Here is a 19,413-nt window from a genome sequence, read left to right on the forward strand (position 1 = left end):
AACTCGTCCGGCTTCTATATGGCTCTTTTCCAGTTTATTTCTAAGCGTTAACCAGGCTATCGATCACGGGATAGCGCAGCGTCGCCGCGATGTCCCCACCGTTGGGCATGCGATCGCGCTCTACCATCAGCACCCGCCCGCCGTTCAGCAAGGTCTGCATCGCGGCCAGATTCAGCAAGTCTTCGCTATCGGCGGTTTGCTGGTCATGCTGCTCCAGCTGCCGACTTTGCGCATCGTAATGGCCCCAGCGCTGGGTCTGGGGAGCCAGCAGCAGCGTATCGACCTGGCCGGTATGGGCGGCAGCGACAATTTCGGCTAGCTCATCGGTAGACTGGTCTGCGCTTTGCAAGTTGCCATACTGGGTCAGCGCCGTTTCCTGGGCCTGATGGAAATGGGGCTCAATCAGGGACCAGGCGCGATCGCGCAGTTCCTCAGCCGACAGGTTGTCGGGGTTGGTCGCTACGGCCTCGTCCAATAAATGAGGGTAAGTGTTGGCCTCTTGATAGACCGGGAAGAGAAAATCGACGCCGATAAACACGAGCGGAGCCGTTTGCCCTTGAAGAATATTCTGTACGCCGTGATCTACCTTGTGGAAAAACCGCAGAACGTTGGTCTTATCCTCATTTGTACCTACGCCCTGACCATGAAAAATGGCTTGGCTGCCACCCCCTGAACCGCTATGGGACTGAAGCTGATCTTCCGGATCGTCGTACTTCAGCGCGGTTTCCAGACTGGCCGGCGTATCGCCCAGGTCCACCGCTTGGATGCTGTAGTGGGTCGCCTGGAACAGCCGCACCTGGTTTTGACTGGCTGCCAGCACATAGAACTGGCCATCATCGGTCAGCAGCGGCAGCAGCGGCTTGACTTGGGGCTGAGGCGTAACCGTCACCAGCGACTCTACGGCAATCGGCAGTTGATAGGTGAGCGTCTGGCCCGCTGCCAAAAACAGCGCTAAACCCTGCCCTTGATGCTGCCAGAAGGCGTAGTCTTCCTCCAGCCGGACAATGGGCTTGAGAAATTCAGCCGTCTCCTCTTCTGAAAGCCCCTCCTGCATCAGCAGCTGTTCGGCCCGGCTGAGCTGATTCTTAAACCGGATCGGGTTTTGCCGGGTCTCTGGACCTGCGACCTGAGTCGGCATGTAAATAGACAGGCAGCGATCGGCCTGGACATTCATTAATTTTTGCAGGTCGTTTTTTGAAAAGATAGGCATGTTGCTCCAATGAATCAGGTCAGTTGAGTGGTTAAATATGCTGGCCTTACTGGCCGCCGTGACTGCGCAAAATTTCAGCGGCGGGCTGAACTTTTGCTTGTTCGGTTTCGACGATCACCAGATAGCGCTGCGACAGCGTTTCCCGATCGGCCGAAGCGTCGGGTCGGGGCGCGTTACTGCCCGAAAATCCGCCTACAATTCCCGCGCCGACGGCGCCGACTAGCCCACCCAGCAGCGGCACGACTAGCCGCAGGGTGCCGCTGTAGACTTCGATGGTAGTCAAATTGGGGACGCTGGTACCAACGAGTACGATAAATGCCCCCAGCAGCCCGCCCGTAAGGCCGCCGACCAGCGCCGCCGCTCGTGAGCTGCGGCCTGCCTGGGACTGATCGACATGGGGCTCCGGATCGGGGACGTTGGGCTGAATCGTAATCTGATCGGCGCTGAAGCCCGCCTCGGTCAGCGCCTGACGCGCCCCTTCCGCCGCTGTCTGATCGGCGAAGCTGGCCGAGGTGCGTCGCTCTAGTGATGAAGGTGAAGTGCTATCCATGGTCGGTTTAGGTCAATTGACTGCGCGAGCAGGCGGATGTGTCGCCTCGATCGCCGAAAAGGTTTCCAGAATTTTGTAGGTGTGCGCCGCGCCCTTGGGCACAACCCAGGAATCGCCCACCTTCAGGCTCAGCGTTTTACCTTCGATCTCAAGCTCCGCTTTGCCTTTTAGCACATAGCCCACGGTTTCATAGTCGCGGCTGACCGAGGGCTTGCTCTCGCCGGGCTGCTCATCTTGCCAGAGTCGCATCGCGATCGCGTCTCCCTGGGCCAAATACTGCTGGCCCATACCACCAGCGGGAGCCTGCTGCTGATTGACGGTTTCGAGATTGGGGTTGCCCATAGGTATTTTTCTAGTTACTTCTTTTCTTTAAGGTAGGGGGCGCGATCGCATAAAACGTCCTTCACAAGAGAGAAATTTGCCCAATGCGTTTAGCAAAACTCCCGCTGCTGGAACCTAATCTACGACTATTGATCGAAATTTTGGCCTTAAACAACCCTCTTGACAGAGGTAGGGCACAGGCTCAGTTTTTATCATTGATAATGATGTCTTGTTAAGTTTTAAATCACCCTATCTATGGAATATTTGGTTGCCGTCCTATCTGACCGCCAGCAGGCCGAAGCGGCCTACTCTGCCCTAGCTGAGCAAAACCTGCCGATGGAGCAGGTCTCTCTACTGGGCGAAGGTCACGAAAGCGCCGACGAGTTTGGCCTGATCGAGCCCAACCTGCAGGCCAAGAAGCAGTCGAGTCGGCTGGCCTATTGGCTAATTCCCTTTGGATTCGCCGCGGGTTACGCTTTCAATGTCCTCACCCACATTGCTCTGGTCGGCAATGGCGGCATTTTTGACCATCTCTTTGGCGGTATTTTAGGGGCGGCTTCAGCCGCGTTAGGCGCGGTTCTGGTCGGCGGGGCCGTCGGCTGGACAACCGGCAGCGGCGATGCCCTGGCCTATCGCAATCGGCTCAATGCGGGTAAATACCTGATTGTCGCCAAGGGGACTGATGCCTTAGTGCGGCAGGCGACGCGTACCTTGCGACAGTTTGAGCCCGAGAATATCCAGGGCTACACTGAACCGGCTACCTCTTAGGATCAAGGATTTAATAAGATGCACAACTCCCGAGCCCTCATCCCCAACCCTTCTCCCGGGGGAGAAGGGGGCCGGATCTAGCTCCCTCTCCCCCGGGGAGAGGGCCGGGGTGAGGGCCGCGAGACATGCACAAATGGTTAAGTTATTTAATTCTCGATCCTTAGTTAAATCCGCGCATCACTAGAGCTCAGACGTAGAATAAACGACTCAGGAGACCCCATGGCAAAACCCAAAGTTGCATTTCTAATCGAAAGCGAATTCGAGGACTCAGAATTCCAGATTCCATTCAAAGCCCTGAAGCAGGCCGGGGCCCTGGTCACCGTACTGGGTTCGCGGATGAATGACGAATATACCGGCAAGCGCGGCAAAGTTTCCATTCGCCCGGATGCGACGGCCACTGAGGTGCGCTCAGAAGACTTCGACGCGATCGTCATCCCCGGTGGCGCCGCCCCAGATAAAATTCGTACCAATCCCAACGCGGTTAGGCTGATCCTCGACGCGATGGGCCAGGATAAGCTGATTGCGGCAGTCTGCCACGGCCCGCAAGTTCTTATTGAGGCCGATGCGCTGCGCGATCGCCAGGCTACCGGATTTGCCGCTATCCGCAAAGACCTCACCAATGCAGGAGCCCACTACGTCGATGAAGCCGTCGTCGTCGATGGTAATCTCATCACCTCGCGCTGCCCGGCGGACCTGGCCATGTTTACCATGACGCTGCTGAATCGGCTGGAACTGCCCCTCGGCGCCGCTGAGTCGTCAGCCACCCACGACCTGTGGCAGGTCGCCGAAGCCTGGGGTGGCTCGACTAAAGCCGACATCGTTGCCGCTTTGAATACGGCCTTGACGGGGGAGCGCTACACGCTTTCAGCCTTTGAAAAGTACGACGAAAAAATTAGCGACCCCGAGGCTAAACTGGCCGTGAGAGAGGCCGCAATCAGCAAGCGTCAGCATGTGACCCTGCTCGAAGAGAGGCTGGAAGCACTGGATGAAAAAGCCTCTTGGCAAGCCATCGGCGGCGAAATGCTGGCGACCCTTCAGACCTTTCTCCAGTCCAGCAATGACCTGGAAATCCTCCGGCAGGCGCTAGGCGATATCCAGACGGGTATGGTTGATGCCAAGCGGCTGGCCAACCAGCTCACCGACCCCACCACCGCAGAGCTGATGCTGCAAATTCAGCAAAATCTAGAGCGCCACGAGGAGCACCTATCCACGGTATATCGGTCTCGGGCCGGGGCGAATGTGCAGGCTCCGAAGCCGACGACGATCGCGATTACCGCCTAGCCGCTACTATAATCGCCGGCTGGTGAAGAATACGCCCTATGCGGAGTGATGGGGTGTAGACGAGATCGCGGCTTCCCGTAGGGTAGGGGTGATCGGGCGTGAGCTAGGCTCGCGACTGAAACTCCTGACGGATCGACTCGATTCGCTTGCGGTTGACGCCCAGGTCAGACTTGCCCAGGCGGGCCGCCGAACGGACGTGAATGACTGAGCCGTCGGGTACCGCGTAGAACTCTACATCGTCTACAAAGCCCATTATCTTGCTGGCAAACTCGGCATAGAGGTAGGTATCCGTCGCTTCGTTGACGGTGGAGCCTTCCATAGATTTGACGATCTGCTGGAGGGTTGCGATCGCATCCTGAGCTGGCCCGCTGTGGGCGATGGGCTTAATGTAATGGTCTTTGTCAGACGCGATCGCCTGGCTGTTTACGCAGTTAGGCGTACCGGGGCAGGCCGTCAGCTGGCCCTGCTTAACGCCAAGATTCTTGGGCTTTTGGCCGGAAAAAGTGAACAGAGACATAGGACTAATGATGCGCAGAAGGGAGCCTGTACCAGGGCAAATGTGGATACTGGTGGTGCTCCCAATGATAGTCGAAGTGGTAGCAGGATAGGAATGAGCCTAGCGTAGAGGCCTGGCTGCTGACGGCGCGATGCTCATTGACATAGCCCTGGCCGGGACGGCGGTGGGGCCGGTAGGTGCCGAAGTAAAAGAGCTGTAGGGAGCTCAGCAGCTGAGGCAGCAGCCAAAAGCAAACTAGATTGAGCATGGGCGCATGGTAGAAAAACACGAGGGGATAAAATACAGCCGACATTCCCCAAAAAATTCCAATGCCTTGACGTCCCCAAACGTAGGCCAGCATAAAGCTCAGGTACCATTCCCAAAAGCTGCCTTCGTAAAAGTCCGGGTCGTCTGCCTGAGCCGGCGTGCGATGGTGCTGCTGATGGCGAGCTAGAAAATAGGGATAGGACAAAAAGCTGTACAGCCCTAGAAAAATTTGTCCCCCAATTGCATTTAGCCTTGGTGAAGCTGGGTTCAAAGTGCCGTGCATGGCATCATGGGCCAAGATAAATAGGCCCGTGTGCAAAAACGTACGCAGCCCAATCAAAAGCGCTAGAGCAACCAGGGGTAGACCCGACAGGTCAACCTGAAAGATGGTCCAGTAGGCCGTCAGCAGCCATAAACCCAGAATCGTACCGGCCAGAATAGGAGTGACGAGAGATTCTCTAAACCAATCTCGGGTATTTTTGTAAACAATCATAAACTTTTTAGAAAATCTCAAAAAAAACTGCCTCAATCGCCAGCGACAAGGCAGGGATACTGAAAATTAACAGCTCAATCAGACCAAACAACCCATATTTTGATAGAATCGCTCAACTTTAAACTGATTCTAGGTCGGGCGGTTGATCAAGCTCATCACTAGAGAAACGATGAAAATAACTAGGAAAACCCAGAATAGAATCTGAGCGATGCCCGCAGCTGCACCCGCGATACCGCTGAAGCCAAAGATGGCAGCAACAATAGCGACGACTAAGAAGATTAAAGCCCACTTAAGCATGGGAGTATGCTCCTTTCAAGAAAGAATACTTTTATTAAAGGATTTCTCTGCCCCAAATGAATCTACCGCAAAGGATGGCCGTACAAACGGACAACTATCTCTTTTGAGATAGAAGCCGCTAGCCCAGCGAGGCTTTGAAAAGGTCACCAACTCGCAAAGCGTTGGCAATAATGGTGAGAGTTGGATTAACGGCCCCCATGGCTGGGAAAAAGCTGGAATCAACGACATAGAGATTTTCGACATCGTGGGTGCGGCAATGGGTATCGAGGACGCTGGTTTTAGGGTCGGTGTCCATGCGGCAGGTGCCAGACTGATGCCAAACGACCGGAAGCCCCATGTACTTATGCCAAAACAGATAAAACCCAATTTGCTTTAGGTAGCCTTCTAAAACCGCAATCAGGTCGTGATGCGCCTTGAGGTTGTTGGGCTGATAGCTAATTTGGATGTCGCCTGTTGGCGTTAGCGTCACCCGGTTATCCGACGACGGCAGGTCTTCAGTGGTCACCCACCAGTCTACCGAATGCTGGGAAATATACTCCAGCATGGCCCGATCCATATCTTCGGGGGCCTGGTGCTTGAGCCGCTGCCACTTGGCCTTACCTGTTAGCTGAATCTGCCCCAGCGGATAGTCCTGATCTGGTCCGCCAAAGTAAAAATCATGCAGGCTCAGGGTCTTTTGAAACACGGTCGGGTTGGGCTCAGCGGAGACAGCCACCAGCGAAGTGTGATTGTGAAACATGAGGTTTCGCCCCACCTGGTCTGAGGAATTTGCTAGGCCGTTGGGATGGGCCTCGCTGGCCGAGCGCAGCAGCAGGGCTGCGGAATTGATCGCGCCGCAGGACACGACTATTCGATCGGCGGTCAGCATCCGCGTTTCGCCATCTGTTTGAACTTCGACCTGGGTCACCTGCTGCCCGCTGGCGTCGGTATGGAGCCTGGCGACATAGGCGTTTTTCAGCAGGCTGACATTGTCGTAGGCCAGGGCCGGATCTACGCAGGTGACCTGGGCGTCCGCTTTGGCATCGGCCAGGCAGGGATAGGGGTCGCAGGTATCGCAGCGAATGCAGGGGCGATTGTGGGGATTTTCGACATCGCGGTTTAGCGATAGGGTAGCGTGAAAGGGCTGTAGGCCTAGCTTTTGCAGCTGGTCGGCGACCTTTTGAATGCGGGGCTCATGGGGGAAGGGAGGAAAGGGAAAATCCGCAGACATCTGCGGCTCCGTCGGGTCTTCGCCCCGCCGACCGTGAATTTTGTAGAGGCTCTCGGCCCGGGTGTAGTAGGGCTCAAAGTCACCATAGCTAAAGGGCCAGGCGGGTGAAACACCGTCATAGTGCGCGAGTTCGCCAAAGTCCTGCTCTCGCATCCGCTGAAGAGCCGCACCGTAGACCTTGGTATTGCCCCCGACCACATAGTAGGCTTCTGGGTGAAAGGGCTGCTGCCGCTCGTCGTACCAGTCTTCCTGAATCTGATAGCGCTGCTCTAAAAAAATGGCCGTCGGGTCCCAGTTGGCTTTTTCCCGAGGAATATAGTCGCCCCGCTCGACGATTAGAATTTGCTGGCCGGTCGGCGCTAGGGCGTAGGCTAACGTGCCGCCACCGGCCCCCGAGCCGATGATGATGATGTCGTAGTCTGCCATAGGTTTTAAGAGGTGAGCTTTTCAGTCCAGTTAATATCGGTGTGGCTTAAACTATCGGCGGCAGGCAACTGGCGCAGCCGCATCAGTTCAGAAATGGCGGCGATGTCGCGATCGCGCCCACACCCGGCCACCGCCCGCACCTGATTAGCCTGGCAGTAAAAAGCCAGGAACTTTCGCTCTTCCAGGCTGCCCTGCACAATCAGGTCATCCCAATCCTCGGCATGGCCGACGTAGCGCATTTTTAAGTCAAACTGCCCGGTCCAGAAAAAGGGAATGCCGTCAAACGGCGTCGCTACACCGGCCATATTTAGCGCGGCCGTTTTGCCATGCTGTTCGGCCAGCCGCCAGTGCTCAATCCGCACCGGCTCTCCGGTCAAAGCATCTGGGAAACGCGCGATGTCCCCCGCCGCATAAATGCCATCGGTCGCCTGTAAATACTGATTAACCGGGACGCTCTGGTCTTTCTCATGCAGAGACAGAGCCGATAGAAAGTCAGTAGCCGGCTTCACCCCCACGCCGACAATCACCAGCTCCGCCGGCAGGGTCTCCCCCGATTCTAGAACTACTGACTCGACGCGATTGCCGCCCTTATCGCCGCCCTTATTGCCGCCCTTAAACTCGGTCGCCTTCATTCCCAGCCGAAACTGCACCCCGTGCTCCTCGTGCATTTCTTGAAACAGTTGCCCCACCTCAGCGCCCAAAATTTTCTCAAAGGGCACCGCGTCGGGGGAGACCACGGTCACCGCGAGACCGCGCTGAGCCAGACTAGAAGCCGCTTCCATACCGATAAAGCTAGAGCCAATGACCACCGCCTGCTGGGCCGATCCGACAGTTTTTAAGATCTGCCGCAGGTCCGATGCTCGGCGCAGCGTATATACGCCTGCGAGGTCCGTTCCTGAAAGATCCAGCTGGCGAGCCTGGCCGCCGGTCGCTACCAGCAGCTGATCGTAGGATAAGGAGCGACCCTCTTCGAAATAGACCGCCTTAGCCGCTGGGTCTACTCGCGATACCGTCTGGCCGGTCTGCACTTCGATGCCGTAGGTGGCGTAAAAGTCGAGCGATCGCAGTAGGCTCGGCTCGGCGTCGGCATCCCCATTTTGCAATGTCGCCTTGCTGAGCTTGGTGCGATCGTAGGGCAGCTCAGATTCTTCGGTGAGCAGCAAAACCCGCCCCTTGAATCCGGCCTGGCGCAGCCCTTCGGCCGCCGCCTGGCCCGCCGCCCCAGCCCCAATAATCACAAAGGTGCGACCATCGGCCGCAGGCTCAGCCTGGGCCATCTCAGGCAGCCGCTGCTGCTCAGGCGTATCGGGCAGCGTCAGCCAGACCTGACCGTCTTTGACCTGGGTGGAAAAATGCGTCAGCGCATTGCAGCCGGGCGGCTCTAACTGATCGCCGGTAGACAGGTCGTAGCAGGCATTGTGCCAGGGGCAGACGGCTCGGGCGCCCTGCAAGATACCCTTCTCCAAAGGCGCGCCGTAGTGGGTGCAGTAAGCGCCCGTAGCGTGAAACTCACCTCTGACATTAGCCAGCAGAATATCAGTTTCTGCGACCGTAAACTGCTTCATCTGGCCTGCTGACAGCTCGCTAGCCGAGCAAACGGCGACTTCCTGACTCATAACTCTCTGCTTCGATGCGGGGACAGTAGGGGGGGACAGTACGGTGGGAATAGGATATTTGTTGGCTGAAAAATAATAGACAAGTTTAAGCAATCAGGGGCAGATCATTTCTGCCCCTGATTCAGACCTTCGGATCGTCAAAACTATCGAACTCGACCTTCGGTCGTACCGCCAATTGCCTTCCAAGCCGGTAGGCCACCGCGCAGCGCAGAGACCTTTTTGAAGCCAGCGTCGCTCAGCTGCATCGCGGCCTGGGAAGTCAGCTCGTCGCTATCCCCGTAGACGTAGATGTCGCGATTGGGCTCCAGGGTTTCGGGGGCTCGGTCTACCAGTTCCTCAGAGGGCATAGAGACAGCGCCCATAATCCGCTCTTCGTTGAAGGCATCGCGATCGCGTACGTCAATAATGGTCAGGGCAGGCTCACCCCAGTCTAGACGGGACTTGAGGTCAGAGGCAGACGATACGGTATCAAACTTGGCGGGAGCCGGCGTTGCCTGTCGGGCCGGCTGCTTAGCGGCTTCGATGCCTTCATTGATGCCTGACATCACCTTTTCTTCGGCATTCTCAATTCCTTCTTTAGCCTGCTCTACAGCCTCTTTAGTCGCAGCCTGAGCTTCCTGTTTGACGGCCTCGGCTTCCTGCTTAGCCGTTTCAACTCCATTAGCAGCGTCGGTCATAGGATTATCCTCATAAAACTTCACTTTTCTATAAGGATACTGAAAAACCTGAGACGAAACATCTTTCGTCTGATATAGCTCAATGTCTCCCTTCAGAGAGTCGCCCAGACTGCTAACTCAGCCGCTTCAGCAGAAAATAGTTGAGTCCGCCGTTGAGCAGATGCGCGATCGCGAGTCCACCGCCCGTCACGATCACCACCACGTCCAGGACACGAATCGTTTTGGTAGGTTCATAAATAGCCGCGCCCTGGGGCTGAGTCATCGCCCGAGCCAGCAGTGAAATAGCGCCGATTTCCGTCCCAATCAGAGTCACCAGCACGCCGCCAAGGGCAACGAGCAGGGCTACCTCCAGCAGCCGTAGAACCTCTGGCTTAGGCGGCAGTGACCCCGTCTGGGGCACCTGCATCTGACGAGCCAGGCGGGTACAGCGAAAGGCCAGAAAGGTATTGACGCCTAGCACAATAATGCCGCAGACCGCTAGAAAAATAGTCAGCCCGGTCGTAGCGCTATTGGGCGAGTCGTCTAATCGGCGGCTGAGCATCGAGATTAGCAGCAAACTACTCGCCGCCGCGATCGCGAGCAGCTGCCCCCAAAAGCTGATGCGGCCGCCCCAGCGCAGCAGCCCGCCGGCTTTGTCGGCAGCGGGGACCGGCTTCGTTACCGGGTTCGGATTGGAAACCATGATTCTGACCTCCTGATAGAATGCGCCTGAGACGCCCTAAAATTAAAAACTGCTTTAGCTAGTAGGACTAGGATGATCTTCTGCAGAGCCGGGGTCGAGCTCCCAGCGATCGTCATCCCGCTCGTCTAGCTTTTCTTTGACCTGTAGGTCTTCGCCCGCGGACATGTCGAGCCCAGCCTGCTCTGAGAGCATGTCAATTGAGTTGTGATCAGGCGTTGGGTTAGGGTTGCCGGCGTAGGCGCTCTGACCATCTACGGCCTGCTGTTTCGGCTGACTATTGGTATTTTCCATGCAAATTTTATTGCTACTGCTGACTTAAACAATTTCAGCCTAGTCAATTTTGCAGTCGAATTCCTCCCCAGAGAGACAGACTTCTGGGCTAGATATCAGCCAAGTAACGGGCATAGCTGACTGCTAGCGACGACTGTGCCTATACTGATATTTGATAGAAGAGTAGTGCAAAGATAGGAACCGTAGGACGGCATATGCGCGGGTTGAAAGGAAAAAACGTCTTAGTGACCGGGGCGAGCACCGGAATCGGGCGCGCGATCGCGGTTCGGTTCGCTGAAGAAGGGGCCAACGTCGCGGTCAACTACTACAGCGGTGACGACGAAGCCAAAGAAACCCAGTCCCAGATGGCAGCAGCGCGTCAGGCGGCCGGGCAAGACGCTAAAGACTTGCTGATTCAGGCCGATGTCTCCAAAGACGACCAGGTCGAGACGATGTTTAGCAAGGTGCTCAGCCACTTCGGCGGCCTCGATATTCTGATCAACAATGCCGGTGTCCAGTTCCAGGCCCCCTCCCACGAGATTGAGCTGGAGAAGTTCGACAAGATGCTCGATATCAACCTGCGGGGGGCCTATCTCTGCGCTCGCAAGGCCATTCAGCATTTTTTAGCTCAGGGTAAAGGCGGCGTGATCATCAACGATTCCAGCGTCCATGAGGTGATTCCCCGACCCAAATATGTCGGCTACACCATCAGCAAGGCTGGGATGAAGAGCATGACCCAGACCCTGGCGCTGGAATATGCCCGCGATGGTATTCGGGTGAATTCCATCGGGCCGGGCGCGACCCTGACGCCAATCAACCCGTGGAAGGATGACCCAGAGGAGAAGGCCAAGATAGAAAGTAATATACCCATGGGCCGGGCCGGTACGCCTGAGGAGATGGCGGCAGTCACAGCTTTCCTCTCCTCCGACGATGCCGCCTACATCACGGGTCAAACGCTATTCGTAGACGGTGGGCTGACGCTGTATCCCTCCTTTCGCACGCCCTGGACCTAGCAGCGTACCCATCCTAGTCACCGGTAATCCCCATGAAGGCTCCCCCGAAGGCCCTAACCAAAGATTTGTCTAAGTTCCCGGCCAGACTGCTGACGGGCTATCCCCGCTATATGGCGTTTATCGCCGTCTGTAGTATCTTTTCGCTATTGGCCTTCAAGACAACGCCAGAGCAGTCTTTTTTAGGCGCTGCCGGGCTGGGCCTGGTGCTGGAGCTGGTGGCCGAGCGGGTGCTGGCGCAGCGGCGGGCGCAGCAGACGAGGGCCTGGCTGGAGCAGGATTCGGTTCGCTAATTTGGCTTCGGGATAGGAGAGTTCGCGATGGCGCTGGGTGCATTAGTTGAAGGCGAATGGAAGACGGCTCGCGACCAGGAAGACGGCGAGGGCAAGTTTGTCCGGCCTTCGACCACCTTTCGCGACTGGGTTACGGCCGAAGGGGGACGCTTCCCGGCTGAGGCAGGGCGCTACCACCTCTATGTTTCGCTGGCCTGCCCCTGGGCGCATCGCACCCTGATTATGCGCCAGCTGAAGGGGCTGGCCGAGGCGATCGGCGTCTCCGTCGTGCATCCCGAAATGGCGGAGGAAGGCTGGGAGTTTAAGCCCTTCCCCGGCAGCACGGCAGACCAGGCCAACGGCGTAGACTACCTGCGCCAGATTTACCTCAAGGCCGAGCCGCAGTTTACCGGTCGGGTCACAGTCCCTATTCTGTGGGATAAGCAAACCCAAACAATTGTGAATAACGAGTCCCGCGAAATCATTCGAATGCTCGACCGGGCCTTTGGCCAGATTGCGCAGTCCGACTGCGACCTCTGCCCTGCCGATTTGCAGCCCCAGATCGACGCGGCCATTGACGTGATCTATCAGCCGATCAACAACGGCGTTTACCGGGCCGGGTTTGCCACCCAGCAGTCTGCCTACGACGAAGCGGTCACCGAGCTGTTCGAGGCGCTAGACCATTGGGAAGCCGTGCTGGGCCGGCAGCGCTATCTCTGCGGCGACCGGCTGACCGAAGCCGATATTTGCCTGTTCACGACCCTGTTTCGCTTTGACGCGGTCTACTATGTCCATTTCAAATGCAACTTGCGGCGGATTGTGGACTATCCCAACCTCTGGAACTACCTCAAGGATCTGTACCAGACCGACGATATTCGCCGCACCTGCAACCTGGAGCAGATCAAGACCCACTATTACCGCAGCCATCCGAATGTGAATCCCACCCGAATTGTGCCGAAGGGGCCGGTGATTGACTTTGATGCTGCGCATAACCGCGATCGCGTTTAGGAGGCCCTACCGATGCTGAAGCCCTGGCTGCTGATCGGTGTCATCACCTTCGTCGTCGCCCTCGGGGCTAACGTTCTCCGCCCTAGGGATATCAAATGGTTTCGGCGGCTCCAGCGACCCCGATGGCTGACCTTTGAAAAGCTGATTCCCATGATCTGGACGATCGTATTCATCTGCGGAGCCTGGTCGGCCTATATTGTCTGGAAGCAAAACCCAGGTGCGCCCCAGACCTGGACCCTGATGGGGGCCTACCTGCTTTTGGAGCTGATTACCGTTGCCTACTCGCCCGTGACGCTGTGGACGCACAGCCTCAAAGCTGGAACTGCAATTGGCGGGGCAGGAGCTCTTTGGGGACTGATTGTAGCGATCTGGGTCAGCCAAATCTCGATTTGGGCCACGGTTCTGCTAATCCCCTATCTGCTCTGGAGCCCGGCAGGAACCTACATCACCTGGAAAATGGATCGGTTGAACTGATGCTATCCAGCTTTCCCAAAATTGACAAAGCTGGATAGTGACCTATTTGCCTTCAGTCAAATCCAAGGGCTGCAAACGTCCTCCCCGAGCATCCGTTAGGGTGCTGTTTGAGAGAATATCTAAGCGAGTGCCTTCAACCTGCCTGAGGTTTTTAGTGCCGCCCCGGTCTAGTGCAGCATAGCGGATAGACTGAGCTGTAAAGGTTTTTACTTCATTGGCCTGGGCAGCGGGCGCAGCAGATAGGGCGGCTGCGGTCAGTGCGAGAGCGGTCAAGATGTAGCGTTTCATGGTACAAGCTCCTGGTGTAGAGAAGTTTTAAGCTTCATTACCTACCAGGATGCAACCCTCATGTGAAGCTGGACTGATACCTATCTGATATCAGCTTAAGCGCTCAATGAGAATACTGAGAGGGCTATATAAAGAGTCCCCTATCGGTGAGTCCGCCAGCAGCCTGGAAAGAGACAGCAATAATCGTCAATGCTTTTCGCCAGGGGTTACTGCCCAAAAGCATGGCTCAATCCTACCCGCGACTAGAACTTGAGAAAGTGTACGGCGCGATCGCGTTTTATCTTGCCAACCGTTCCGAAATTGACGATTAAGCGGATCATTGCATTGAGCAGACCTACTTAAATCTAAGCCTGTATCCCGGAAACTCGCTGTCGTTCCTAATGGCTGATCATCCAGGGTCTGCCTCCGGCGGCGTGATTTCGCGGGGTTAGCGGCGGGGTTTCAGAACGTTCAACTAAGCGCGGAGACGGGCTTGAGCTGACCCGCAGCGTCCCCGAGGTGATCACCATTGGAGGTAAAAAAACGCGGCGGGCAGGTTGCTCGCAGGCAGGACAGACCGTAGGCTGCTCTAGCTCAGCCATTCGCATCCATTTTTCAAAAGCGCCGCAGTCGTCGCATTTAAAGTCGTAAAGGGGCATCGCTATCGTGACTTGGCTCAGCTACTTGGGCAAAATGTCTTGATCAAAAATCTCAGTGGGCAGGGCCAGGGTGCAGCAGGCATTAGGAATATCGACGATACCGCTGATTCGACCTTCGACCGGAGCGCAGCTCAGCAATAAATAGGCCTGTTCGCCGGTAAAGCCAAACTTTTTGAGATACTCAATCGCATTTAGGCAGGCTCGCCGATAGGCCACATGAGGATCGAGATAATACTGTTCTCCGGTGAATTCATCGACCGAGATACCTTCGAAAATGAGATATTCGGAATAATGCGGTTCAACCGGACCCGGCTTGAAAATCGGGTTCACCATACCGTATTTCTCGACTCCGCCCTTGATTAGGTCTACATGCAGGTCGATGTATCCCGACATCTCAATCGCACCGCAGAACGAAATCTCGCCGTCGCCCTGGGAAAAGTGAATGTCGCCCATCGACAGCTTCGCGCCCTCGACATAGACCGGGAAATAGATCCGCGACCCCTTCGAGAGATTCTTAATATCGCAGTTGCCGCCGTGTTCTCTAGGCGGAACGGTGCGAGCCCCTTCAGCGGCGACCCGGTCGAACTCAGGCCCTTTGTTCACATGACTGCCTAGCTCACCCAGAATGGCATAGTTGGGAGTCGGCAGCGCCGCGTATGGCGGGATTTCGGGCTTCCAGGGGGGTCCCCAGCCGGGGCCTTTCTCAACCAGGGCGGTTTCTCGCCGGTTCCAAGTTTGCAATAGCTCCATTGAAGGGGCACAGCCAATCAGCCCCGGATGGGTAATGCCCGCAAAGCGCACGCCGGGAATATGGCGAGACTGAGTATAAATGCCCTCCAGATCCCAACAGGCCTTGGCTGCCTCAGGAAAATGGTCGGTCAGGAAGCCGCCGCCGTTGTTTCGGTCAAAGATGCCCGTAAAGCCCCATTCGTCTCCCTGAAGCGCGCCGATGTCGAGTAGATCGACCACTAAAATATCGCCTGGTTCCGCCCCATTCACATAGATTGGGCCGCTGAGAACATGAACAACCTGAAGCTCAACATCGCGGATATCGTCGGGGCTGTCGTTGTTCTTAATCTGCCCGTCTGTCCAGTCCTTACATTCGATCCGAAAGATATCGCCTGGATTCACCGAAACTACCGCCGGAATGTCGGGATGCCAGCGGTTGTGGCCGGGCATGTCCTGCTCATGCATAGGCTTAGTCAGATCGACTTCGAACAGCTTCTTGGGCATGATGGGCACTCCTCAGGTGAGTCGATGAAATTGCACCGGCAGAAAAGCGGTCTTCGTTTATTCTCGTCTGACCATAAAACCCGCTGAAAATCTAAAATGCAGCATTGATTACAGTTCAGCCCTTTTTTGACCAAATTTAGCCAAAAAAGGGCTGAAACACCTGTCTATCCGTCAAAACTGAACAATTACTTTTTATGACGCCGCTGTTCCCTATCGCAGCGTCGCTAGCAAAACGCTATCCGGCGTCTACCGTTCCTGCTCTGCTAGCCAGGACTCTAAGTCAGAATGCGTAGAAAAATCTAACAGGGCTTCGCCTAAAGTCTCAAGCTGGGTGATAGGGAGTTGGTTGATCTGCGATCGCGCGGCTTCTGGAACTTCGCCGAGCTTACGAGCGAGCAGACGGAAGATCAGCGATCGCTCGCGCTCAATGCCCTGCTCAATGCCCTGCTCAATGCCCCGCTCAATGCCCCGCTCAATGCCCTGCTCAATGCCCCGCTCCATCCAGCTGGTCACAATTTCCATAATCCCCTCCCGCTCAGCTGGCTCTATTCTATCAATCGCTGCCTGAAACACCTGCTCCTCCGGCTGGCTCAGCCGCAGATAGGTATCGACGAAGCCCGAAATCAGCTGCGTCCTGGCTGGGTCCAGCCGCAGGGTCGCCAGCAGCCGCAGGCACTCTAGCTTCACCCTGGGGCGCTCCTCAGGTGCGATGCGCATCTTCGCCATCAGGGCAGCGGCTATGGGGTTGCGCTGCTGCAAAAAGTCTCGCCAGCGGAGCCGGTTGAGCTGAATGGCGCGAAAGTTAAACTCGACAACTTTCAGGTCGTCAAACGCGACGCTGTACTGATGGGGCTCTGGCCGATAGGGCTGGTCAAAGGAAAAGACGACTACTGGATAAATACGCTGGCGGAACTTCTGATGCAGCCGAGCGAAGTAGAAAAACATGCGCTGGGCGAAGTCTGCCTGGGATGACGCCTGAGCCTCGACATGGATGAGGAAGCCTACGTCCTGACCGGCTAGGCGAACGGCGGCGAGCAGGTCGATGATCCGGGTTTCGCCTGTGGTTAGGTCGGCAAAGTACTCTTGGGGCTGGAAGGCAATGGAGTCGCGGTCGATGGCGTTAGCGACCTGGGGAAGAAATAGTTCTAGAAATTCGACAAAGAAGGTGGAGAGCAGTTCTTTGAAAAGGCGATCGTGGTCGGTCATGGGCAAAGGCAGCTGATGGTCTGGCTCTGTATTAATCATTACATTGCCCATCCTAAAATCGTCCCATTATTCAGAAATAGGGCAGAAATAGGGCAGAAATAGGGCGACTTCGGATTGGCTGGTATTGCGAAGCATCAACACAGGGGGCACAGTCGGATGCGGATTCTTTTAGTTGAAGACGATCATCATTTAGCGGCATCGCTGTCGGAAGCCCTGGAGGCTGAGCGCTATACCGTCGATATTGCCTACAATGGCGAGATCGCCTGGCAGCAGATGCGGATACTGCCCTACGACCTGGCGCTGATGGATGTGACCCTGCCCCAGCTCGATGGATTGAGACTCTGCCAGCGAATGAGGTCTCACGGGGTCTGTTCTCCCGTCCTGATGCTGACCGCCCGCGATACCAGTGGAGATAAGGTCGCTGGGTTAGATTCCGGGGCAGACGCTTACATGGTGAAACCTTTTGACCTGGCTGAGCTGATTGCTCAAATCCGAGCTCTCCTGCGGCGGGGGGCGACGGCACCACCGCAGGCTTTGGCCTGGGGGGCGCTGCGACTCAATCCAACCACCTATGACGTAGGCTACCAGGACGCACCTGTCAGACTGACCCCTAAGGAATTTGCTATTCTAGAGCTGCTGCTGCGCAACGGGCGATGTGTCATCAGCCGACATTTCATTTTGGATTCGATCTGGAAATTAGACGATCCGCCGGGGGAGGAAACGGTCAAGGCTCATCTCAAGTCAATTCGTCAGAAACTGCGGAAAGCGGGCGCTCCTCGTCAATTTATCGAAACGGTGCACGGGTTGGGCTATCGGCTGATGAATCTCTAGGGCCGCAACAGTTTTTTGATTCGGTCTTCTCATTCAATGCGGGGCAGGACAGCGGTGAGGCAGGTTCCCCTACATGAACTACTTTGAACCGTTAGATAACCGCCGTGCAAATCGGCACAGGTCCTGGCCACAGCCAGTCCGAGCCCGGCACCTGGAACAGCGCCAACGTTCTTTCCCCGATAGAAGGCTTCAAAAATTTGTTCTAGCGCCTCAGACGGAATGCCGATTCCCCGATCGGCTACCTGAAAGTGTAAGCTTTGTGCTTCTGCTGTCACAATCAGGCGAATTTGGCTATCTTCAGGCGAATACTTAGCCGCATTAGAAAGCAGATTGATCAAAATTGAGTGCAGCAGCTTTTTATCCAGATAGGCCTTTCCTGAAACAGCTTTACCTTCTAAAGAGAGATTTTGCCCTGGCTTCAGCTGAATTTGTTCAAACAGCTGCTGACAAAATGGGGTGAGTTCTACAATTTCGGGGTTGAACTCCAGCTTGCCCGCTTCCGCCCGGGTGAGAGTAAGAATGTCGTTGACGAGCTGCCCCATGCGCCTGGCGGCGATCTGGATTCGCGCGATCGCGCCTTCCTGCTGCTGAAGCGATAAACTCTCCCGGTTAGCTCCCAGGGACTGAGCAGACACCGAAATCACACTCAGCGGCGTCCGCAGCTCATGGGAAGCCATGGAGAACAGCTGTAATTTCAGATCGCTGAGTTCGCGGGTGCGCCTCAGCTCAGCCTGCCAGCGGGCTAGATATATTAGCAAAACAGCCGTGATTAACAGGCCAATCAGCAGGGTGGCCAGAGTGCGCCAGAGCAGATAGGGGCGGTCGGAGGGTAAAAACAAAATCTGCCATTCTCGCTGTCCCAGACTAATGGTCTGTACACAGTTCAGGCCGCTGGGGCAAAGTGAGCTGACAGCCAGACGGGTCCGTGGGGGCTCACGGGTGACCAATCGCCTGGTCTGGGCATTGTAGAATCCCAACAGCTGTTCTTCAAGCTGAGCCGATTGGTCGAAAATATAAAAGTCAATGTCGCCGTTGAGGTCTCTAAGCGACTCTTCTACGACATCAGCCACTCTGAAAACGCCCAAGATGTAGCCCTGAAGCTGCTGACGCCGATTTGAACGAGATTGGGCAGGCTGATTGTAAATGGGGACGAAAACGAGGAAGCTGTATTGATCCTCGGCCTGATCCTGCACCAGCTGAATTCGACCGGTTGCGGCTGGCATCCCCGTATCTCGGGCTCGTTCTAGCGCTACTCTGCGAGTGGGATTGGAGGCCAGATCGAAGCCCAGGGCGGCCTCGTTGCTCTGCCAGGGTTCTAGAAAGGTGACGGGGACATAGCTGGAGCGAACGGCCGCCGGGGTGAGGTGGCCTGCGCGATCGCGTTCGGTAATACTTGCCTGTTCCCCGTTAGTCATCTCCTCCAGCCACAGCTCGTACTCAGCCCGTTCCGGCTGGTCAATCAGCGGTGCCCACTCTAGAGCTTGAATTCCAGGATAGGAACCGAGCGATCGTTGCACAAACCGGCTAAAGGTCGCCTCATCAATGGGCGCCTTAGACGCCCGGTAGAGGTCGCTAATAGACAGCAGCAGCTCGTTATAGCGATTAGTAGTGCGCTGGAGAGCGGTCGTTAAGCTATTCGTATGTTGTTGAAACTCGCTCTGCCGCAATAGGCGTTCCCATCGCCCGACTGCAGCAGTTGCAGCTAGGGTCACGCCTAGGCCCAAGATCAGAATTAGGCTGGTAGGTAAGGATCGAGAATTAAATAACTTGACCATTTGTGCATGTCTCGCGGCCCTCACCCCGGCCCTCTCCCCGGGGGAGAGGGAGCTAGATCCGGCCCCCTTCTCCCCCGGGAGAAGGGTTGGGGGATGAGGGCTCGGGAGTTGTGC

At 56.1% G+C, this 19,413-nt stretch carries 23 protein-coding genes; 7 read left to right on the plus strand and 16 right to left on the minus strand.

Going from position 1 to position 19,413, the window contains the following annotated elements; genetic code table 11:
* Nucleotides 1-40 precede the first annotated feature (40 nt).
* From IQ241_RS17195 to IQ241_RS17205, 3 genes are read right to left on the minus strand one after another with little or no spacing between them, the layout of a single operon-like run.
* A complete protein-coding gene (locus tag IQ241_RS17195) occupies nt 41-1,210 on the minus strand; it encodes a baeRF7 domain-containing protein (protein WP_193909505.1) in 1,170 nt (389 codons plus the stop codon).
* A gap of 46 nt (nt 1,211-1,256) precedes the next feature.
* Nucleotides 1,257-1,760, minus strand: a complete 504-nt coding sequence (locus IQ241_RS17200; RefSeq protein WP_193909507.1) for a hypothetical protein — start codon at nt 1,758-1,760, stop codon at nt 1,257-1,259.
* Nucleotides 1,761-1,772: 12 nt separating this feature from the next.
* Complete coding sequence (locus IQ241_RS17205) at nt 1,773-2,102, minus strand: cupin domain-containing protein (protein WP_193909509.1); 330 nt, start codon at nt 2,100-2,102, stop codon at nt 1,773-1,775.
* A 234-nt stretch (nt 2,103-2,336) separates the two neighbouring features.
* Between IQ241_RS17205 and IQ241_RS17210 the strand changes: the two genes are divergently transcribed.
* Both IQ241_RS17210 and IQ241_RS17215 read left to right on the plus strand, forming a co-directional pair.
* Nucleotides 2,337-2,849: a hypothetical protein gene (locus tag IQ241_RS17210; RefSeq protein WP_193909511.1), complete on the plus strand. Its 513-nt coding sequence runs from the start codon at nt 2,337-2,339 to the stop codon at nt 2,847-2,849.
* A 219-nt stretch (nt 2,850-3,068) separates the two neighbouring features.
* The gene (locus IQ241_RS17215; protein ID WP_193909513.1) at nt 3,069-4,130 is read left to right on the plus strand and encodes a DJ-1/PfpI/YhbO family deglycase/protease; all 1,062 of its coding nucleotides are present in this window, start codon (nt 3,069-3,071) and stop codon (nt 4,128-4,130) included.
* Between the two features lie 103 nt (nt 4,131-4,233).
* On the opposite strand, the gene IQ241_RS17220 is transcribed toward IQ241_RS17215, so the two are convergent.
* The 8 genes from IQ241_RS17220 to IQ241_RS17255 form a co-directional block, all read right to left on the minus strand.
* Complete coding sequence (locus IQ241_RS17220; RefSeq protein WP_193909515.1) at nt 4,234-4,647, minus strand: DUF1499 domain-containing protein; 414 nt, start codon at nt 4,645-4,647, stop codon at nt 4,234-4,236.
* A gap of 4 nt (nt 4,648-4,651) precedes the next feature.
* Nucleotides 4,652-5,386 carry a fatty acid desaturase gene (locus IQ241_RS17225; protein WP_193909517.1) on the minus strand — a complete coding sequence of 245 codons (735 nt, stop codon included), beginning with the start codon at nt 5,384-5,386 and terminating at the stop codon, nt 4,652-4,654.
* Nucleotides 5,387-5,515: 129 nt separating this feature from the next.
* Nucleotides 5,516-5,683, minus strand: a complete 168-nt coding sequence (locus IQ241_RS17230; RefSeq protein WP_193909519.1) for a DUF1328 domain-containing protein — start codon at nt 5,681-5,683, stop codon at nt 5,516-5,518.
* 118 nt (nt 5,684-5,801) lie between these two features.
* Nucleotides 5,802-7,319 carry a GMC oxidoreductase gene (locus tag IQ241_RS17235; protein WP_193909521.1) on the minus strand — a complete coding sequence of 506 codons (1,518 nt, stop codon included), beginning with the start codon at nt 7,317-7,319 and terminating at the stop codon, nt 5,802-5,804.
* A gap of 5 nt (nt 7,320-7,324) precedes the next feature.
* A complete protein-coding gene (locus IQ241_RS17240; protein WP_193909523.1) occupies nt 7,325-8,935 on the minus strand; it encodes an FAD-dependent oxidoreductase in 1,611 nt (536 codons plus the stop codon).
* A 143-nt stretch (nt 8,936-9,078) separates the two neighbouring features.
* Entirely contained in the window at nt 9,079-9,612 is a 534-nt protein-coding gene (locus IQ241_RS17245; protein WP_228021799.1) for a rhodanese-like domain-containing protein, read from the minus strand.
* Between the two features lie 112 nt (nt 9,613-9,724).
* The gene (locus tag IQ241_RS17250; protein ID WP_193909525.1) at nt 9,725-10,294 is read right to left on the minus strand and encodes a DUF3611 family protein; all 570 of its coding nucleotides are present in this window, start codon (nt 10,292-10,294) and stop codon (nt 9,725-9,727) included.
* A gap of 54 nt (nt 10,295-10,348) precedes the next feature.
* Complete coding sequence (locus tag IQ241_RS17255) at nt 10,349-10,591, minus strand: DUF6335 family protein (RefSeq protein ID WP_322743689.1); 243 nt, start codon at nt 10,589-10,591, stop codon at nt 10,349-10,351.
* 188 nt (nt 10,592-10,779) lie between these two features.
* Between IQ241_RS17255 and IQ241_RS17260 the strand changes: the two genes are divergently transcribed.
* The 4 genes from IQ241_RS17260 to IQ241_RS17275 are packed head-to-tail and all read left to right on the plus strand — an operon-like array spanning nt 10,780 to nt 13,328.
* Nucleotides 10,780-11,577 (plus strand): glucose 1-dehydrogenase, encoded by a 798-nt coding sequence (locus tag IQ241_RS17260; RefSeq protein ID WP_193909530.1) that lies wholly within the window; start codon nt 10,780-10,782, stop codon nt 11,575-11,577.
* A gap of 32 nt (nt 11,578-11,609) precedes the next feature.
* Entirely contained in the window at nt 11,610-11,867 is a 258-nt protein-coding gene (locus tag IQ241_RS17265; protein ID WP_193909532.1) for a hypothetical protein, read from the plus strand.
* 27 nt (nt 11,868-11,894) lie between these two features.
* A complete protein-coding gene (locus IQ241_RS17270) occupies nt 11,895-12,854 on the plus strand; it encodes a glutathione S-transferase family protein (RefSeq protein ID WP_322743687.1) in 960 nt (319 codons plus the stop codon).
* Between the two features lie 12 nt (nt 12,855-12,866).
* Entirely contained in the window at nt 12,867-13,328 is a 462-nt protein-coding gene (locus IQ241_RS17275; RefSeq protein WP_193909542.1) for a TspO/MBR family protein, read from the plus strand.
* Between the two features lie 42 nt (nt 13,329-13,370).
* Here IQ241_RS17275 and IQ241_RS17280 read toward each other — a convergent pair whose 3' ends face one another.
* From IQ241_RS17280 to IQ241_RS17295, 4 genes are all read right to left on the minus strand, one after another.
* On the minus strand, nt 13,371-13,616 hold the full coding sequence (locus IQ241_RS17280; RefSeq protein ID WP_193909544.1) for a hypothetical protein: 246 nt from the start codon (nt 13,614-13,616) through the stop codon (nt 13,371-13,373).
* Nucleotides 13,617-13,993: 377 nt separating this feature from the next.
* Nucleotides 13,994-14,254, minus strand: coding sequence for an FmdB family zinc ribbon protein (locus tag IQ241_RS17285; protein ID WP_193909546.1), 261 nt, complete (start codon nt 14,252-14,254; stop codon nt 13,994-13,996).
* Nucleotides 14,255-14,275: 21 nt separating this feature from the next.
* Nucleotides 14,276-15,487, minus strand: coding sequence for a formamidase (fmdA, locus tag IQ241_RS17290; protein ID WP_193909548.1), 1,212 nt, complete (start codon nt 15,485-15,487; stop codon nt 14,276-14,278).
* A gap of 246 nt (nt 15,488-15,733) precedes the next feature.
* Entirely contained in the window at nt 15,734-16,693 is a 960-nt protein-coding gene (locus tag IQ241_RS17295) for a DUF4351 domain-containing protein (RefSeq protein WP_193909577.1), read from the minus strand.
* A 156-nt stretch (nt 16,694-16,849) separates the two neighbouring features.
* On the opposite strand from IQ241_RS17295, the gene IQ241_RS17300 reads away from it, so the two are divergent.
* On the plus strand, nt 16,850-17,524 hold the full coding sequence (locus IQ241_RS17300; RefSeq protein ID WP_193909550.1) for a response regulator transcription factor: 675 nt from the start codon (nt 16,850-16,852) through the stop codon (nt 17,522-17,524).
* A 29-nt stretch (nt 17,525-17,553) separates the two neighbouring features.
* Here the strand turns inward: IQ241_RS17300 and IQ241_RS17305 are convergent, their stop codons facing one another.
* Nucleotides 17,554-19,236: a CHASE domain-containing sensor histidine kinase gene (locus IQ241_RS17305; RefSeq protein WP_322743688.1), complete on the minus strand. Its 1,683-nt coding sequence runs from the start codon at nt 19,234-19,236 to the stop codon at nt 17,554-17,556.
* Between the last annotated feature and the right edge of the window lie 177 nt (nt 19,237-19,413).

The sequence above is a fragment of the Vasconcelosia minhoensis LEGE 07310 genome (genome assembly GCF_015207255.1).
GTDB classification, from domain to species: domain Bacteria; phylum Cyanobacteriota; class Cyanobacteriia; order Phormidesmidales; family Phormidesmidaceae; genus Vasconcelosia; species Vasconcelosia minhoensis.

Excerpts from the sequence above, each read along its gene's own strand:
- IQ241_RS17195 (WP_193909505.1), bottom strand. The coding sequence starts at position 1,210 with ATGCCTATCTTTTCAAAAAACGACCTGCAAAAATTAATGAATGTCCAG.
- IQ241_RS17200 (WP_193909507.1), bottom strand. The coding sequence starts at position 1,760 with ATGGATAGCACTTCACCTTCATCACTAGAGCGACGCACCTCGGCCAGC.
- IQ241_RS17205 (WP_193909509.1), bottom strand. The coding sequence starts at position 2,102 with ATGGGCAACCCCAATCTCGAAACCGTCAATCAGCAGCAGGCTCCCGCT.
- IQ241_RS17210 (WP_193909511.1), top strand. The coding sequence starts at position 2,337 with ATGGAATATTTGGTTGCCGTCCTATCTGACCGCCAGCAGGCCGAAGCG.
- IQ241_RS17215 (WP_193909513.1), top strand. The coding sequence starts at position 3,069 with ATGGCAAAACCCAAAGTTGCATTTCTAATCGAAAGCGAATTCGAGGAC.
- IQ241_RS17220 (WP_193909515.1), bottom strand. The coding sequence starts at position 4,647 with ATGTCTCTGTTCACTTTTTCCGGCCAAAAGCCCAAGAATCTTGGCGTT.
- IQ241_RS17225 (WP_193909517.1), bottom strand. The coding sequence starts at position 5,386 with ATGATTGTTTACAAAAATACCCGAGATTGGTTTAGAGAATCTCTCGTC.
- IQ241_RS17230 (WP_193909519.1), bottom strand. The coding sequence starts at position 5,683 with ATGCTTAAGTGGGCTTTAATCTTCTTAGTCGTCGCTATTGTTGCTGCC.
- IQ241_RS17235 (WP_193909521.1), bottom strand. The coding sequence starts at position 7,319 with ATGGCAGACTACGACATCATCATCATCGGCTCGGGGGCCGGTGGCGGC.
- IQ241_RS17240 (WP_193909523.1), bottom strand. The coding sequence starts at position 8,935 with ATGAGTCAGGAAGTCGCCGTTTGCTCGGCTAGCGAGCTGTCAGCAGGC.
- IQ241_RS17245 (WP_228021799.1), bottom strand. The coding sequence starts at position 9,612 with ATGACCGACGCTGCTAATGGAGTTGAAACGGCTAAGCAGGAAGCCGAG.
- IQ241_RS17250 (WP_193909525.1), bottom strand. The coding sequence starts at position 10,294 with ATGGTTTCCAATCCGAACCCGGTAACGAAGCCGGTCCCCGCTGCCGAC.
- IQ241_RS17260 (WP_193909530.1), top strand. The coding sequence starts at position 10,780 with ATGCGCGGGTTGAAAGGAAAAAACGTCTTAGTGACCGGGGCGAGCACC.
- IQ241_RS17265 (WP_193909532.1), top strand. The coding sequence starts at position 11,610 with ATGAAGGCTCCCCCGAAGGCCCTAACCAAAGATTTGTCTAAGTTCCCG.
- IQ241_RS17270 (WP_322743687.1), top strand. The coding sequence starts at position 11,895 with ATGGCGCTGGGTGCATTAGTTGAAGGCGAATGGAAGACGGCTCGCGAC.
- IQ241_RS17275 (WP_193909542.1), top strand. The coding sequence starts at position 12,867 with ATGCTGAAGCCCTGGCTGCTGATCGGTGTCATCACCTTCGTCGTCGCC.
- IQ241_RS17280 (WP_193909544.1), bottom strand. The coding sequence starts at position 13,616 with ATGAAACGCTACATCTTGACCGCTCTCGCACTGACCGCAGCCGCCCTA.
- IQ241_RS17285 (WP_193909546.1), bottom strand. The coding sequence starts at position 14,254 with ATGCCCCTTTACGACTTTAAATGCGACGACTGCGGCGCTTTTGAAAAA.
- fmdA (WP_193909548.1), bottom strand. The coding sequence starts at position 15,487 with ATGCCCAAGAAGCTGTTCGAAGTCGATCTGACTAAGCCTATGCATGAG.
- IQ241_RS17295 (WP_193909577.1), bottom strand. The coding sequence starts at position 16,693 with ATGACCGACCACGATCGCCTTTTCAAAGAACTGCTCTCCACCTTCTTT.
- IQ241_RS17300 (WP_193909550.1), top strand. The coding sequence starts at position 16,850 with ATGCGGATTCTTTTAGTTGAAGACGATCATCATTTAGCGGCATCGCTG.